Raw genomic sequence first — 15,038 nt, 5'->3', positions numbered from 1 at the left:
TTTCACGCCGGCGCCGCGAACCAGGGCGCCCGGCGCTCGCACGGCCTTGGCGAGACTCTCCCCTCATCCTATACGGGCAGGACCAGCGCGGGCGTGGCGAAACTGGTAGACGCAACGGACTTAAAATCCGTCGGGAGCAATCCCTTGCCGGTTCGACCCCGGCCGCCCGCACCAACATGCGTCGCCTGCCGTCAGGAAACATGTCCAACGCCCCCGCATCCATCATCGCCACCCTCGACACCCGCGACGAGCGCCGGTTTGACGAGGAGCCTGACGTCGTAGACTTCGCGCGGTCGTCTGCTCCGACGCCGGACGGAGCGTTCGCCGACAACGAGGACCTGGACCTCGAACTCGTCTGGGGAGGCGAACAGCTGGATCCCAACAATACGAATTGGGATGGTGCCGACGCGCTCAGGGACGGCTTCACCCACCGCGTTACATTTTGCGCGCGCGGAGTTGCGGATCAACGGCCGTACGCGATCCTGGAACTTTACAGTAACGGGACGGATCTCCCTGCGGCGAAGAAGAAGGTCATCGCCCTGGACGTAGACCACCGCTTCCAACGGCGCGGCATCGGATCCCAATTGCTGTCCCGACTGAACACGCTGTTCGGCGTCATGCCCGATCCTCCGTACACCAAAGCGGGAGCGGCCTTCGCTCAGAACTATCTCGCCTCGCGGCCCACCGATCCAAATGCCGACGATATGATCTAACCGTAGGCGCCGGCTCTGATCGGACAGCGTCGCGGACCTAGGCCGCGAACACCCTCCGGCCGCGTTCGACGTGCATGCGGTGGGTTCCCGAAAGCGCGGTGTCGCGGGCCTTGATCGTGTTCATGAACAGCCACTCGCCGGTCACGCGCTGCGGCGTGACGTCGATCATCATGTAGCCCCGCCGGCTGGTGTCCGCCCATTTCAGTTCGGGATTGGCGGCCATGAAGCCTTGGGCGACGAGCTTGGGATCGGCTCCGAAATCGCCCTCGGCGCCGCCCGAGGTGACGGCCTGGCCGGCGAACTCGACGCCGGCGGGCCGGCCGTCCTCGACCAGCCCGTAGGCCCAGGCGTTGTGGCTGTCGCCGGCCAGCATCACCAGGTCCGCATCGGCCTGTTGCGCAGCCTTCAGCAGTCGCGACCGCGCCTCGGGATAGCCGTCCCAGCGGTCCATCCACATCGGCAGGCCCAGCTTGGCGGCGCGGATGTTGTTCTTGTAGCTGGCGACCTTGCGCTCGGTGACCTCGGGGCGAAGCCAGCCGACGGCGTCCTGCGGCATCACGGTCCGCCCGATGATGGTGCCCATGCCGACCATCTGCCACGCCGTGGAGCGCGCGTTGGTCTTCAGTTGGTGCGCCAGCCAGCTTTCCTGGGTCGAGCCCAGCATCGTCGCCGAGGGATCGCGCCAAACGCCGTCGCGGAAGGCCTTCAGCGCGGCGTCGGGATCGTCCGACCGGAAGGCGGCGCCGATGTCGGCCGGACGGGTGCGGCCCAGCAGGCGGGATTCGGTGCGGTACAGCGTCGCCAGCGTGCCGATCGGATAGGCCTTCCAGGGCTCGTCCGAGACCGGCATCCACTCGCGATAGACCTGCATCGCGGCGGCGCGGCGGACGTTCCAGTCGCCCTCGGTCGCGGCCTGATGGTTCTGCGCGCCGCCTTCCCAGCTGTCGTTGGCCGACTCGTGATCGTCCCAGAGGGCGACCATCGGCGCCATCTGGTGCAGGCGCTGCAGATCGGGGTCGGCGCGATAGGACGCGAACCGCAGGCGATAGTCGGCGATGGCCAGGATCTCGTGGGCCGGCTCCTGGGACCGCCCCTCGGCCCGGTCGCTCTCACGGACCGAGGCCAGGCCGTATTCGTAGATGTAGTCGCCGGTGTGCAGCCACAGGTCCAGGTCGGGCCGTGCAGCCGCGTGGCCATAGGCGTTGAACCAGCCCACGGGCAGGTTCGAGCACGAGAACACGCCCAGCTTGAAACGGGCCACGTCGCCCACGGGCAGGGTCTTGGTGCGGCCGACCGGGGACTTGGTCCCGTCGGGGGCCACGAACCGATACCAGTAGACCGTTCCCGGCTTCAGTCCGTCGACCGTGATCTTGGCGGTCCAGTCGCGATAGGGGCCGGTGCGGACGACGCCGCCCGAGACCACCTTCGTGAACTGCGGGTCGAGCGCCACCTCGGCCTCGAGCCGGATGACGCCGTCGCCGGTCGCGGGGACGTAGCGCGTCCACAGCAGCATGGCGTCGGGGCCCGGCTCGCCGCTGGCCACGCTGTGGGTGAACCCGGTGGCGCCGATCAGTTCGGCGGCCACGCCGCGCCCGGCCGGCAGAAGGAGCGCGCTCAGCCCGAGCCCGGCGCCGAGAACCATGCTGCGACGATCGATCTTCAGAACCATGACAAGGTCCTCGACTGGAATGCGGGGGGAGGCAGAAGGAAGAGTGGCCGCGCCGAGGGGAGCCGGCGCGGCCACGGACGGGATCGGCGCCTAGAAGGTGCCCTTGATCCCGACGTTCCACATCGAACCGTAGATGCTGTACTGCTGCACCCGGTCGCGGACGTTGGAGTAGATGACGTCAGGCGCGTTGAAGATGTTCCGCCCGGCCAGCATCACCTCGAAGCTTCGGTTGATCTTGTAGCTGGCGCTGATATTCCAGAGCTCGCGCGCGGTATGATAGAGGATGCCGTTGTTGGCGGTGGTCGGCGTGTTGCTCAAGGCGCTGGTGCGATACTTGCCTTGCGCGTTGCCGGTCAGCTGGAAGTCGAAGCGGCCGTTGCTGTAGCGGACGCCCCAGTTGGCGGCCGTCTTGGGCAGGTTCACGCGCTCGCCGTCGGGATCGATCTTGGTGATCGAACCGCGCAGGCCCAGGCCCTTCAGCGCCCCCGGCAGGAAGGTCAGCTGCTGGTCGTATTCCAGGGTCAGGCCCTTGTTGGTGCTGGTGCCCGGCAGGTTCTGCGCGCTGCGGAAGGTGTAGCCGGCGTAGGCGTCGGGATCGTAGCCGACATCCTCGGGATCGACCGTGATGCCGGTCACCTGCATGTCCTCCACGTCCAGCTGGTAGGCCGAGATGCCGATGATCCCGGAGGGCTCGAGGAAGTACTGCAGGCTGGCGTAGTACTTGGTCGAGTGCTCGGGCTTGAGCAGCGGGTTCGGCACCGTGACGATCTGGTTGTTGTCGTCCACCGAGACGACGCCGCCCAGGTTGCCGTAGTCGGGGCGGAGGATGGATTGGCTGAAGGCCAGCTGACCGACCAGCTTCTTGGTGAGGTCGTACTTGGCCCCGCCGCTGAGGAACCAGTCGTCATACTCGCCGTGGCGGGTGGTGTAGGTCCCGTTTTCGCCGACCCGAGCCTCCGTCTTGGTGTTCTCAAAGCGCAGGCCCAGGTCGAACTGCGCCTTGCCGACGCGGGGCTGGACTTCGACATAGGCGGCGGCGATCTCTTCGCCGACCTTCTTGTTGTTGGCGAACTGGCGCGACAGGTTGCCCGCCGTGTCGGGCACGAAGTACTCGGGGTGCGCCTTGTAGATGTCGTAGACGGCGTAGTTGCTGTCGGCGCGCCAGTTCTGGTCGTTCATGTTGCCCGCGTCGAAACCGAGCATCTTGAACTGGTATTTCTGAGTCCACGGAATGTAGGCCTCGGGAGCCTTCTGGGTCAGGTCGCCGGTCGGGCCGACATACTGGAACTGCTTGTAGGACCCTTCATTGGTCTTCCAGACGTTGGTGCGGGCGCCCGCGCCGGCCAGGACCTTGACCTGCACCGCGCCGATGTTGAGCCGCTGCTTCAGGTCCAGGTAGGCGCTGTACATCTGGTTGTTGGCGTTCGACTGCGACGTGCGGATGTTGTTGCCGATGTCGTCGTCGCGGTTGAAGTTCGACGGCACGCTCCAGTCGCGGCCGGCGGTCTGCTTCAGCGTCCAGGCGTTCGAATCCTGCGACGCGCGGTCCAGGGTGAAGCCAATGCGGGTCAGGTAGCTGTCCGTACGCTGAAAGAAGCCCTCGTCATTGTCCCGAAAGTTGAACTGCGAGCTGGAATAGCTGGTGCGCAGCGCGGCCTCGGTCGTATCGCCCCGGTATTCCAGCTTGGGCGCGAACAGCACCGAGGGCGTGCCGGCGTAGCGGTGGGAATACTGCGTATGCAGGCGGGTGTTGGTCCCGTTGGGATTGACCACGATGTGGGTGGGCGTGGAGTCCGCCGTGGCCCGCGACACCGTCGTCGTGCCGAAGATCAGGTAGGTGTACTGGTTGAAATACTCGACGTCGTAGAACGAGTAGGTGCTGCGCAGCGACAGCGCCAGTTGGTCGGTGATCTTGTAGTCCACGGAAAGGTTGGCGGCCTTGCGGCTGGTCAGCTTCGGGCCGGGACGCCACATCACCTGGTAGGGCATGACCCGGCCGCCGGGAAGGTAGGACCAGTCCGTTTGGATGCGGTCCTGCTGGACGTAGTTGGCGTTGTAGCTGGCGTTGAACGCGATCCCCAGACGACCGTCCAGGAACACGTCGGCATAGCCGACCTGGGCCGAGGGGAAGATCCGCGCGTGCAGTTTGTCGTCGGGCAGATAGATCCGCGAGAGGCCGGAATCCGACGTGCCGACGGCGCCGACCTGGAAGCGCAGCAGGCGGCTGGTGCGCTGGAAGGCGTACTTACTGCGCAGGTTGATGGCGCCGCCGGGGGAGTCGGCGTCCATGTTGGCCTGCAGCGTGTTGTTCAGCTCGATCGAGTCGATGCCGGTGATCGACATCTGCTCGAACGAGTTCTGGCGGCCTGAGTTGTTGTTCGACGTGGCCGTCGCCATGCGGGCGCCGTCGGTGGTGAAGGTCGAGTACTTCGGGTCCAGGCCGCCGATGCGCACCGCGGTGGCGTCGACCTCGGTGTAGTCGATCGAGATGCCCGGCATGTTCTTCATGAACTCGCCCACGTCGCCCATGGTCAGGGCGCCGAAGTTGTCGGCGGCGACCACGTTCTTGGCGTTGGTCGAGGCGCGGCGCTCCATGATGGCGCCGGCCTGGCCCTCGCGGCGGGCGACGATCATGACCGCCTCCACCTCGCCGTCCCTGGCGGCGTAGGACTGCGGGCTCAGCGCGACGTCCAGGTTCGCTTGCTGACCGGCGGTCACCGCGACGACGACCTTGGTCTCCTGCAGGCCGGTGTACTTGACCACGACGGTGGCCTCGCCGCTCGGCACGCCGGCGAGGCGAAAGTCGCCGCCGTCTTCGGAGAAGGCGACGATCGTCGTGCCTTCGACACGGATCTCGGCGTTGCGCACGTACTCGCCGGTCGCGGTGTTGAGGATGCGGCCGCGCACGGCGCCGACGCCGGCCTGGGATTGGGACGGGGCATCGTTCGACGCCCCGGGGCCGGACGATCGCAGGGTGATGATCTGGCCGTCGTCGGTGTCGATCTGCAACGGCGTGCCGGCGATCAGGAGGCGGAGCGCCGCGCGGACGTCCATCCGGCCTTTGACGGCGGGGGTCCGAACACCCTCCAGGTTCCGTGCGGGCGCCACGATCTGCACCTGCCCCTGGCGCGCCAGTTCGGGAATGGCGCGAACGGCGGCTTGGGCCGGAATGTCGAAGACGCGCTCCTGCGCATAGGCCGGCGCGGCGACCGCGAGCGCCACGACGGCGGCCCCGCAGGCGAGGACGGAAAGACGAGAATTCATTGGCTGGTAGCCCCCAGTCATCGCGTTAGTCGCGAGGTTCGGGGGTTAAGAGCCGTCAGTCGGCGGCTTCCACTATCGGTAACAAAAACTTCTTATTGCGCGGCGGAACCCTGGGAGGCGGCGCGGGTCAAGACGACGTCGTCGCCGTCCTGTTCCAGCCTGGCGTCGAACACCCGCGCGATGGCGCGGCTGAAGCCCACGGGGTCGTTGGCGGCGAACAGGCCGGTCACCGGTTCACGCGCCAGGCTCGCGTCGCGGATCTGGATCCGTGTCCCGCTGTAGCGCGCGAAGGTGTCCGCCGCCTGCTTCAGGGTCTCCCCCTCGAAGGCCAGCTTGCCCTCGCGCCAGGCCAGTTCTCGGGTGACCGTCTCGGGGGTGATCGCCTGGGGACGCTCGACCGCGGCGCCGGCGGGATCGGACAGGATCAGCCGCGTGTTGTCCCTGAGCGCCAAGACGCCGGTCGAGGCTGACGGGCGCGCGGCCGCGACGTCGACCCGCCCCTGATTGACCAGCACGTCGACCGGATCCTGGTCGAGCTTGCGGACCCGGAAGCCGGCCTGGACCGTGCTGAGGCGGCGACCGTCCACCTCGACGATGAACGGGCGCTCTTCATCGCGCGCCACCGAGAAATAGGCCTCGCCCTTGAGCAGGGTGACCAGGCGCTCGCCCTTGCTGTACCTGACCCGGATCCTGGTCTCGGTGTTCAGCAGCACCGTCGAACCGTCCTTGAGCGGCGCCAGGCGGATCTCGCCCCGCTCGGTGCTGATGACGGCCCCGGCGGCCGGCATACCGACGCCGAGCGCCACCAGGGAGGCCGCGGCGGCCGCCCCCCCCGTCCAGGTCAGCGCCTGGCGACGGGACACACCAGCCAATCGCGAGCGCTTCGGCTCCTCGAAGGCGATCGGGTCGAAGCTGGATCCGAGCGCCTGGGCGGACTCGCTGATCATCGACACGGCCCGGGCGCGCAACAACGCGCCCTTGCTGCGTGGATCCCCACTCAGCCAAGCCTGGAACGCCTCTTCTCCCTCCGGGGACAGCGGCCCACGATCCAGCCGCGCCGTCCAATCGGACGCCGCCTGATCAATGTCTCGACTGGTGTCTCGCTCGGCCATCTATCGAGGCAATCTCCGCTTCCGTATTCCTAGAGGTTTGGGACCGCTTGTTTCCGCTACGCCCGAACCAATCAATCAAGAATAGGATGCCTCGTGAAATATGGGTCTCGACCGTATTCTCGGATATCCGCATCTGCGCCGCAATCTGCCGCTGCGGCATTCCCTGGACCCGGCGAAGGACAAAAGCCTCGCGGGTCTTGAGGGGCATCGCCGCGATCGCCCGGGCCAGCTGGCGTAATTCGTCCCGGTCTATCGCGTGCTGCTCGGGCGAGGCCGCGTCGTCGAAATGCTCGAGCCGTTCCAGATCGTCGACGGTGTGGATCGGAACGATTCGCGCGCGACGGACGTGACGCATGATGACCGAGCGCGCGACCTGGAACAGATAGGCGCGCGGGTGACGGATGGCGTCCACGGACTCCAGCTCGGCCAGGATCGTATAGGCCTCCTGGATGACGTCATCGGGATCGACTCCCGACGGCGTGCTGCGCGAAAGCCAACCTCTGAGCGCGGGCTCGTGAGGCAGGATGTTCCGCAGGAACCATCGTGTTCTTTGCCTGTCGGCGCCGCTCATCCCTGACCCGTTGGTTGGACATTGCGCTGGCGGAGCGGTCCAGCGTCGGAAGCGACGGAACAGCGCCGCTTCGGTTCGACGCCCTGCCTAGACGCCAATTGTGACACTCAATCCTCTTTGCACGCGGGCGGACGATCTCGGAGGTTTCCAACCTCCGGTCGCGCGTCGAAACTCACGGTGCGGTCGATGCTTTCGCCAAGGCGTCCCGCTCCTCCGCCGTCACCGGGGCGAACGGCTTTCGCGCGTCGCCGGTCCAGCGCATGAGCGTCAGGTCGGCGGTCTGCTTGCCTTCGACCTTGGCGTTCACGGCGGCGTAGAGCAGTCCGTGGCCCACGGGCTGGAGGCCGACATCGGCCTTCTGATTCCATCCGCGGACGCCCGTGGCGGCGTCCTTCAGGCCGTCGTCGGCCAGCGCCAGCGTCAGCCCCTGCTCCCATCCCTTGCCGCCGGGGCCGGGCACGCCGACGAGGTCGGCGCTCACGGGCTTCTCGCCGGCCTCGACGGCGAACAGCAGGTAGTTGGGAAAGGTCGTCTTCTGGCCCTGGTACACGCCCATGAACCAGCGCCGCTGGGTCTCGTCATAGGCCAGGTTCTGCACGCCGTAGCGCGTATTGCCGGTGCGCACGAAGACCTTGCCGTGCACGGCGGCGGGACCGTTGTGGTGGGGCGCGGCCTCGGTCAACGGACTGGCGTAGCGGGCCCAGTCGGCGATGTCGTATTGCAGCAGCACCTGATGATCGTTGTCGGTGCGCGTGGTGTTGCCATAGATCCCGTAGGCCACGGTCAGATAGCGCGTGCCGTCGGTGCGGCCGAACTCGGGGCCGAAGCTCACCCCGTCGATGCCCGAGCAGTCGTAGCGGTGATCGGGCGAGGCGACGACGTCGCCCTTGAACTTGCCGTCGTCGCCTTCGAAGACCCCGTCGCCGTTCAGGTCGGCGGCGTAGTCCTTGACCACCTCGGGCAGATAGACCGTGCGGAAGATCTCGGTCTTGCCGGCCTCGACACCGACCCGGTCCAGCCGGCCCACGTCGATCACGGCGATGTAGAAGGCCTTGTCTTCCTTGTACTCGAGCGAGCCGTACACCTTGCCGTCGGCCGGGTTGAAATCGAGGTCGCCCAGGTGGCCCGTCCAGCCGACGAGCGTGCCGATCAGCTTGCCGCTGAAATCGTATTTCGCGAGCAGGTTGGTGAACGAGTAATAGATGTAGCCGCCCCGGACATCGACGGCGACGCCCTGCACGTGGCCCGACGGCCAGACGCCGCCGTTCTGTTTGAGCGGCAGATTGGCCGCGCCGCCCAAGGCGACGGGGTCGGCGAGCGCGGGACTCGCGACGCCAAGGACGAGAACCGCGAGCGCCGTGGCGAGACGGTGACGATCGAACATGATGGAAGGCCCCGCTTTTTCGTTGGGGCGGGGCTAGCGGGCCACTGTGACAGGCGCGTGAAATCCGTGACGGTTTGGCCGCGCGGCGTCAGTTAGGCGTCGGTCCTAGTCGACCGCGAGGATGACGTGCGAGGCCTTGATCAGCGCCTGGGCTCGGGCGCCGACCTTGAAGCCCAGGGCTTCGCCGCTGCCGCGCGTGATCGTGGCCGTCAGGGTTTTTCCAGGCTCCATCTCCAGCACGACCTCGTCGTTGACCGCGCCCTCGTCGTGGCGGATCACCGTGCCGGCCAGGCAGTTGCGGGCGGAGGTCCGCAGGCCTTCGTCGCCCTGGGCCAGGATCACGAAGCTCGACTTGATCAGGGCGATGGCCTCCCGGCCCGGCGTCAGGCCCAGGTCCGCCACGCTGTCGCGGGTGACGATGGCGACGATGACGACGCTGGGCGAGATCCTCAGAGTCACCTCGGCGTTGACGGCGCCGTCGGTGACGGTCTCGACGACGCCCCGCAGGGCGTTTCGGGCGCTGGTCTTCATGCCAAAACTCCAGATCAGGGATTTCAGATCGACGTCCGCGCCGCCGAGCGCCTCTTCCAGTTGTCCGACCAACTGGCTCAGCCCGTCCTCGACCTTGGCGTAGGCGGCCAGGACCGCCTCGCCGGCCGGCGTGACCTGGGCCGCCCCGCCTTGGCGACCGCCCGTCTGGGCGGTGACCAAGGGCCGCTCGAACAGGTTGTTCAGCGCCTGGACCGCGTCCCAGGCGCCCTTGTAGCTGAGCCCCACCTCCTTGGCCGCGGCGGTGATCGAGCCGTGGGCCTGGATGGCCGTCAGCAGCCGGATGCGATCGGGCCCGACGCGGGACGCGGGGCCCTTGCGCAGCTGGAGGACGGCCTGGACGGGAAGCGATCGGGTCATGGGCAATCTATGCGTCAAGCCACGCCCGGGCGCCAATCGCGAACCACGCCCACGCTCAGGCCTTCCTGGATCTCCATCGCCCCCAGCCGGCCTGCGCCACGCCGACCGCGAAGGCGACCAGCTCGGCGTCGCTCCACAGGTAGTAGGCGGAGAAGAAGCTCCACTGCATCAGCGTCCGGTCGATCATGAAGGCCACATGGGTCAGCACGACCAGCAGCTGGAAGGCGGTCATGAACAGGATCCAGATCCGGCGCTCGAACGTGCACAGATAGATCAGGATCAGCAGGTAGACGATGTCGACCGTGAAGATCCCCCACTGCACGCCGACGCGGTCGGAGGTCTGGACGGCGGCCGAGATGAACCAGGCGGCGACGGTGGCCACGGCCAGCCAGCGCTCCAGCCGCCGCCCGATCAACAGGGCCAGCGCGCAGACCGCCAGCATCGCCAGGGCCGCGATCTGGGTCGGCAGGATCGAGAAGAGGTCGTAGAACTGAGACATGCCGCCCCCGCGCCAGGAGCGACATGTGTCTCATGAATCGAGGCCCCGCCAAGACCTCCGGCGCCGGCTAGACCCTCTGGACCTCGCGCAGGTGGCCGGTGGGCGGGACGCCGCCCTCGGTCTTGTCGCCGCCGCCCACCAGGGTGACGCGCCGCAGTCCGACCTGATCCCGGGCCTCGGCCAGAGCCTCATGGGCGGCGATCAGCGAGCGGCGGGCGTGGGCCATGCCGGAGGCGGCCTCCAGCACGCGATCGACGGCCTGCTGACCCACGCCGGCGGCCAGGCCCGCCTCGAGACGCGCGCGCGGCATGGCGGCGATCAGGTCGCCCATCAGGGCCAGGGTGGTGTCGACGGCCTCCTCGGTGGTGAACAGGCGGCTGGCCAGCTGCTCGGCGACGATGCGACGTTTCATGTGACGGTCTCCCCGCGCCCTCGGGCGCATTGCTGAACGGATGACGGACGCCCGGCGCCCGTGCGGGGTTCAGCCCCGGGGGATCAGCCGTAACGCAGGTGTTGGAAGAAGTGGGCCACTTGCCGCGTCCCCAGGAGGGCGCCGATCAGCAGGCTGCAGGCAGCGGCTATGGCGAGGACGACCAACACCCGCATCGCGGGGTTCAGGACATGATCGTACCGTCCGCCCATTTCTCGTGAAAAGCTTCGTCCAGGACCGTGGCCGCGATGATCAGGATCTCGCGCAGCACCATCTCCGGCGGCTTGGGGCTGGCTTCCTTGCGCACCGCCGAGACCAGGTCGCGGACCATCGGCGCCAGGTCGTCGGGCGCCAGGCTCAGCAGTTGTCGCTCCAGCTCCGTCCAGGCGAAGACCGGCATCGGCGGCCGGTTCAGCAACGGCGGCCAGTCGCGGTCGAAAGTCTCCACCGCGTCGCGGATCTGCAGCGCCTTGCGGACCAGCAAGCCCAGGCGAGCCCCCGCCAGATTGGTCGCCTCGTTGTCGTTCATCACGCTCATGATCACCGTCTTCGTCCGTCTCTTGGGATGTCGAGACGGCAGCAGACGGCGGCGGCGGGACGGACGACAGTCCCATTGAATCGGGGTGGGATTCAGTCCCATAGCCGGGCCCATAGCCGGGAGCGGCGTTTTCGTGGGCGCTCAGCACCCGCGCCGCGGCGCGGCGGCCGCTGACCCCCAGCTTGCGGCAGGCGCTTTCGACCAGGGCGTCGGCGCGCGACTTGGAGACCCCCATCAGCGGGCCGATTTCCTTGGACAGCCTATGCTCGGCGACCCAGCGCAGGGCCTCGCGCTCACGCTGGGTGAGCAGCTCGATATTGGGAGCCGAGGGGATCGAAGGCCTGTCCATCACGCTCGACGTCGATACCGCTGGCGCCCGACGCGCCGCGCAGGGTGCAAGAATGCATTGCGGCCGGCCAAGGCCAAGCCGATAGTTCCACATCGCCCTCTGTGTGTGGAACCCACCTTGAACACGCCGACCGGTCCCGACCCCATCGACGTCGCGGTTGGAACCCGCATTCGGGTTCAGCGGCGACACATGAAGATCAGCCAGGACGAACTGGCCCAGGTGTTGGGCCTGACCTTCCAACAGGTGCAGAAATACGAACGCGGCACCAATCGGGTCTCGGCCTCGATGCTGGTGCGCATCGCCGCGAAACTGCAGACGACGGTCGGCAGCCTGGTGGGCGAGGATGTCCTGGCCGAACAGGATGTGGCCATGCTGACGGCGCTTTCGACGCCGGGCGCCATCGACCTGCTGCGGGCCTACAGCCAGGCCACGCCGAAGGGCCGCAAGACCATCCTGACCGTGGCCAAGACCCTGGTCGAACCGGACGAGACCGCGGGCGCGGCCTAGGCGGCTCCCGCCTCCAAGCGCTCGATGCCCTTGACGCCGACATCGGTCAGCGCCGCCACCAACTCTTCCACCGCCACATCGACCTCGATCGGATCGCGGCCGCGGATCACCAGGCTGGCGCCGTAGACGTCCGGCGGGGCGAAGAACGGGTAGCTGCCGATCGACAGGTCCGGGTGGGCCTTGGCCACCGCTTCCAGCGGCGCGGCGATCGTGCCCTCGCCGGTGCCGGTGACCCGAACCGTCTTGCTGATCACCACCGCGCCGGTGCGCAGGCGCGGGCCGACGTCGTCCAGCATGCCGCGCATGATCGCCGGCACGCCCGCCAGGACGAAGACGTTGCCGATCTGGAAGCCGGGCGGCCCCTGGACCGGGTTCTTCACCAGCGTGCCGCCCTCGGGCACGTGGGCCATGCGCCGGCGCGCAGCGTTGGGCTCGCCCCAACGCTCGCGCAGCAGGGCCATGATCTCGGGATGCTCGGGGGCGGTGACGCCGAACGCCTTGGCCACCGAGTCGGCGGTGATGTCGTCGTGGGTCGGGCCGATGCCGCCCGTGGTGACCACGTAGTCGTACCGGGTGCGCAGGGCGTTGACCGCGTCGACGATCTCCTGCTCGACGTCGGGCACGATCCGCACCTCGCAGACATCGACGCCGTAGGTGGCCAGGTACTTGGCGATGGCGTTGAGGTTCACGTCCTGGGTGCGGCCCGACAGGATCTCGTCGCCGATGATCAGAACGGCGGCGGTGACACGATCTACCATGCGGGGGCTCCTGGCGTTCACCTCGACTTAAGCTGCCCGCGCGTCGCTCGCAACCGACAGCGCCGCCTACTGTTCGTCCTCGGGCCGAAGCGGCTTTCGAAACCAGTCGAAGGCTGACAGGACGGCCTTGGCGCTCTCGTCGAACTCTGGACGGTAGTAGTGCATATGGCCGCCCAACGGCGGAAGCTCGCCCTCCTGGAAGCCCAGCCCCCGCAGCGTCGCGACGAAAGCCTCGATCGGCCCATAGGCGTGGAGGAGATTGTGCCGATCCCAGACGAGGAGGGCGCTGTCCTCCGCCGAGATGACCCACAGGTCGAAGCGGCCATCCCCGGTCAGGAACGCCGCGTGGCCGTCGAGAAAGTCACGCAGCGCCGCGTGATCGATCGTCTCGCTTTCATATCGCCCCGCCTCGCCTTCGCCGCGCGGCGTATGAAGGACGTAGAGGACAGCCAGCGGCTCGGCGAGATGCGCGGCCAGGGCCCCGAACACGGCGGGATCGCCGCCCGGCACGCCGATCACCAGCCGGCTTCGCCCCGAATCTCCGGGCGCAACGATCTGGCGAATAAATCGCGGGGGGTGGGAGTGCTCCACCACTTCCCCATCGACTTCGTGTCCAAGCTTGTACATCACGCCCCCGAAGACTCGCGACAGGGCTATCGCGCGGCGTGATCCGCGCCTAGCTCAAAGCGTCAGGCCGGAATCCCACGCATGCTTCTCCCGCAACCGATGGCGCGCGGCGTCATCGTCCAGCGCTACAAGCGCTTCTTCGTCGACATGGTGCTGGACGACGGGCGCGAGATCACCGCGCACGTGCCCAATCCCGGCGCCATGCTGGGGCTGAAGGATCCGGGTCTGGCCGCCTGGGTGTCGTGGTCGGGCGATCCCAAGCGCAAACTTCCGTGGACGCTGCAACTGGTGGAAGCCGACGGGGGCCTCGTCGGCGTCAACACCATGAACCCCAACAAGCTTGTCGCCGAGGCCCTGGCGGCCGACGCGATTCCGGAGTTGTCGGGCTACGCGGTGATCCGGCCGGAGGTGAAGTACAGCGAAGCCAGCCGCGTCGACTTCCTGCTGACCCATCCCGACCGGCCGCCCTGCTGGCTGGAGGTCAAGAACTGCCACTACCGCCGCGACGGGACCCTGGCCGAGTTCCCCGACTGCGTCGCCGCCCGCAGCGCCAAGCACCTGAAGGACCTGGCCGCCGAGGTCGCCAAGGGCGCGCGGGCCGTGCAGCTGTTCGTGATCCAGCGCACCGACTGCGACAGCTTCGCGGCCTGCGAAGACCTGGATCCGGTCTACGCCCGGGGTTTGAGCGACGCGGCGGCAGCGGGCGTTGAAGTTCTGTGCTATCGTTGCGACATAAGCCCTGACGAAATTCGCATTTCCCGGCGTATCCCCCATCTCCCGCCTAGGGGGCGGGACGCACCGACAGTTTGAGACCAGACCGCCATGACCCTTGAAGACACGGTTGAGATCGAAGCCGAAACCCGCACCGGCGCGATCAAGATCCACAAGCCCGCCGACTTCGAAGGCATGCGCAAGGCCGGCAAGCTGGCCGCCGAGTGCCTGGACATGCTGGTCCCGCACGTCAAAACGGGCGTGTCGTCGGACTATCTGGACACCCTGGCCCGCGAGTTCATCCTCGACCGCGGCGCCCTGCCGGCCTGCCTGTTCTATCGCGGCTATCCCAAGACGGTCTGCATCTCGCGCAACCACGTGGTCTGCCACGGCATCCCCGGCGAGTGGGCGCTGCGCGAGGGCGACATCGTCAACATCGACGTGACCGTGATCGTCGACGGCTGGCACGGCGACACCTCGCGGATGTACGGCGTGGGCGAAGTCGGGCCGCGCGCCCGCCGCCTGGTCGAGATCACCTACGAAGGCATGAAGCGCGGCCTGGACGCGGTGAAGCCGGGCGCGACCTTGGGCGACATCGGCTACGCCATCCAGTCCTACGTCGAGGCGCAGCGCTGCTCGGTGGTGCGCGACTTCTGCGGCCACGGCCTGGGCAAGGTGTTCCACGACGCGCCCAACATCCTGCACTTCGGCCGCCCCGGTCAGGGCGCGGTGCTGAAGCCGGGCATGTTCTTCACCGTCGAGCCGATGGTGAACCTGGGCAAGCCGGCGGTGAAGGTGCTGGGCGACGGCTGGACGGCCGTGACCCGCGACAAGTCGCTTTCGGCCCAGTGTGAGCACTCGATCGGCGTCACCGAGGACGGCTACGAGGTGTTCACCGCCTCGCCGACGGGTCTGTTCCAGCCCGCGATCCTGGGCGGCTGAGACTCGACAACCCCCAATTGATCTGACCTACTTCCCGCTCGCATGACGGGGGCGG

Annotated in this window: 15 protein-coding genes, 1 tRNA gene and 1 pseudogene; 5 read left to right on the top strand and 12 right to left on the bottom strand. The window is 67.6% G+C overall.

The features are described 5' to 3' along the window. The first annotated feature begins 87 nt into the window (after positions 1-87). A tRNA-Leu gene (locus AC1DMQ_RS02150) sits at positions 88-174 on the top strand. A gap of 26 nt (positions 175-200) precedes the next feature. Beyond that, complete coding sequence (locus tag AC1DMQ_RS02145) at positions 201-713, top strand: hypothetical protein (protein ID WP_477031905.1); 513 nt, start codon at positions 201-203, stop codon at positions 711-713. Positions 714-750: 37 nt separating this feature from the next. On the opposite strand, the gene AC1DMQ_RS02140 is transcribed toward AC1DMQ_RS02145, so the two are convergent. From AC1DMQ_RS02140 to AC1DMQ_RS02095, 10 genes and pseudogenes are all read right to left on the bottom strand, one after another. Next, entirely contained in the window at positions 751-2,382 is a 1,632-nt protein-coding gene (locus AC1DMQ_RS02140) for an alkaline phosphatase D family protein (RefSeq protein WP_477031904.1), read from the bottom strand. Positions 2,383-2,472: 90 nt separating this feature from the next. After that, positions 2,473-5,646 (bottom strand): outer membrane beta-barrel protein, encoded by a 3,174-nt coding sequence (locus AC1DMQ_RS02135; RefSeq protein WP_477031903.1) that lies wholly within the window; start codon positions 5,644-5,646, stop codon positions 2,473-2,475. 92 nt (positions 5,647-5,738) lie between these two features. After that, complete coding sequence (locus AC1DMQ_RS02130) at positions 5,739-6,758, bottom strand: FecR family protein (protein WP_477031902.1); 1,020 nt, start codon at positions 6,756-6,758, stop codon at positions 5,739-5,741. Next, the gene (locus AC1DMQ_RS02125; protein WP_477031901.1) at positions 6,727-7,329 is read right to left on the bottom strand and encodes an RNA polymerase sigma factor; all 603 of its coding nucleotides are present in this window, start codon (positions 7,327-7,329) and stop codon (positions 6,727-6,729) included. The genes AC1DMQ_RS02130 and AC1DMQ_RS02125 overlap by 32 nt, the downstream gene beginning before the upstream one ends. 172 nt (positions 7,330-7,501) lie before the next feature. Further along, positions 7,502-8,713: a hypothetical protein gene (locus AC1DMQ_RS02120; protein ID WP_477031900.1), complete on the bottom strand. Its 1,212-nt coding sequence runs from the start codon at positions 8,711-8,713 to the stop codon at positions 7,502-7,504. 105 nt (positions 8,714-8,818) lie between these two features. Beyond that, positions 8,819-9,622: a TOBE domain-containing protein gene (locus tag AC1DMQ_RS02115; protein WP_477031899.1), complete on the bottom strand. Its 804-nt coding sequence runs from the start codon at positions 9,620-9,622 to the stop codon at positions 8,819-8,821. A gap of 55 nt (positions 9,623-9,677) precedes the next feature. After that, positions 9,678-10,121: a hypothetical protein gene (locus AC1DMQ_RS02110; RefSeq protein ID WP_477031898.1), complete on the bottom strand. Its 444-nt coding sequence runs from the start codon at positions 10,119-10,121 to the stop codon at positions 9,678-9,680. A 67-nt stretch (positions 10,122-10,188) separates the two neighbouring features. Next, positions 10,189-10,533 carry a hypothetical protein gene (locus AC1DMQ_RS02105; protein WP_477031897.1) on the bottom strand — a complete coding sequence of 115 codons (345 nt, stop codon included), beginning with the start codon at positions 10,531-10,533 and terminating at the stop codon, positions 10,189-10,191. A 202-nt stretch (positions 10,534-10,735) separates the two neighbouring features. Continuing rightward, positions 10,736-11,089, bottom strand: coding sequence for a hypothetical protein (locus AC1DMQ_RS02100; RefSeq protein ID WP_477031896.1), 354 nt, complete (start codon positions 11,087-11,089; stop codon positions 10,736-10,738). Positions 11,090-11,246: 157 nt separating this feature from the next. Next, positions 11,247-11,438, bottom strand: a pseudogene (locus AC1DMQ_RS02095) (LuxR C-terminal-related transcriptional regulator); the annotation flags it as partial. Positions 11,439-11,555: 117 nt separating this feature from the next. Here AC1DMQ_RS02095 and AC1DMQ_RS02090 point away from each other — a divergent pair. Next, entirely contained in the window at positions 11,556-11,945 is a 390-nt protein-coding gene (locus AC1DMQ_RS02090) for a helix-turn-helix domain-containing protein (protein ID WP_477031895.1), read from the top strand. Here AC1DMQ_RS02090 and AC1DMQ_RS02085 read toward each other — a convergent pair. Next, positions 11,942-12,703 carry a competence/damage-inducible protein A gene (locus AC1DMQ_RS02085; RefSeq protein ID WP_477031894.1) on the bottom strand — a complete coding sequence of 254 codons (762 nt, stop codon included), beginning with the start codon at positions 12,701-12,703 and terminating at the stop codon, positions 11,942-11,944. The genes AC1DMQ_RS02090 and AC1DMQ_RS02085 overlap by 4 nt on opposite strands. Positions 12,704-12,769: 66 nt before the next feature. After that, positions 12,770-13,330 carry a hypothetical protein gene (locus tag AC1DMQ_RS02080; RefSeq protein WP_477031893.1) on the bottom strand — a complete coding sequence of 187 codons (561 nt, stop codon included), beginning with the start codon at positions 13,328-13,330 and terminating at the stop codon, positions 12,770-12,772. 81 nt (positions 13,331-13,411) lie between these two features. Here AC1DMQ_RS02080 and sfsA point away from each other — a divergent pair, with 81 nt between their 5' ends. Both sfsA and map read left to right on the top strand, forming a co-directional pair. Further along, complete coding sequence (gene sfsA, locus AC1DMQ_RS02075) at positions 13,412-14,140, top strand: DNA/RNA nuclease SfsA (RefSeq protein WP_477031892.1); 729 nt, start codon at positions 13,412-13,414, stop codon at positions 14,138-14,140. A gap of 12 nt (positions 14,141-14,152) precedes the next feature. Then, the gene (gene map / locus AC1DMQ_RS02070) at positions 14,153-14,983 is read left to right on the top strand and encodes a type I methionyl aminopeptidase (protein ID WP_477031891.1); all 831 of its coding nucleotides are present in this window, start codon (positions 14,153-14,155) and stop codon (positions 14,981-14,983) included. Positions 14,984-15,038: the final 55 nt, after the last annotated feature.

The organism is Caulobacter sp. 05L422 (genome assembly GCF_056397765.1).
The sequence above is the reverse complement of the archived record's forward strand: the minus strand, read 5'-3'. Positions and strand labels throughout refer to the sequence as shown.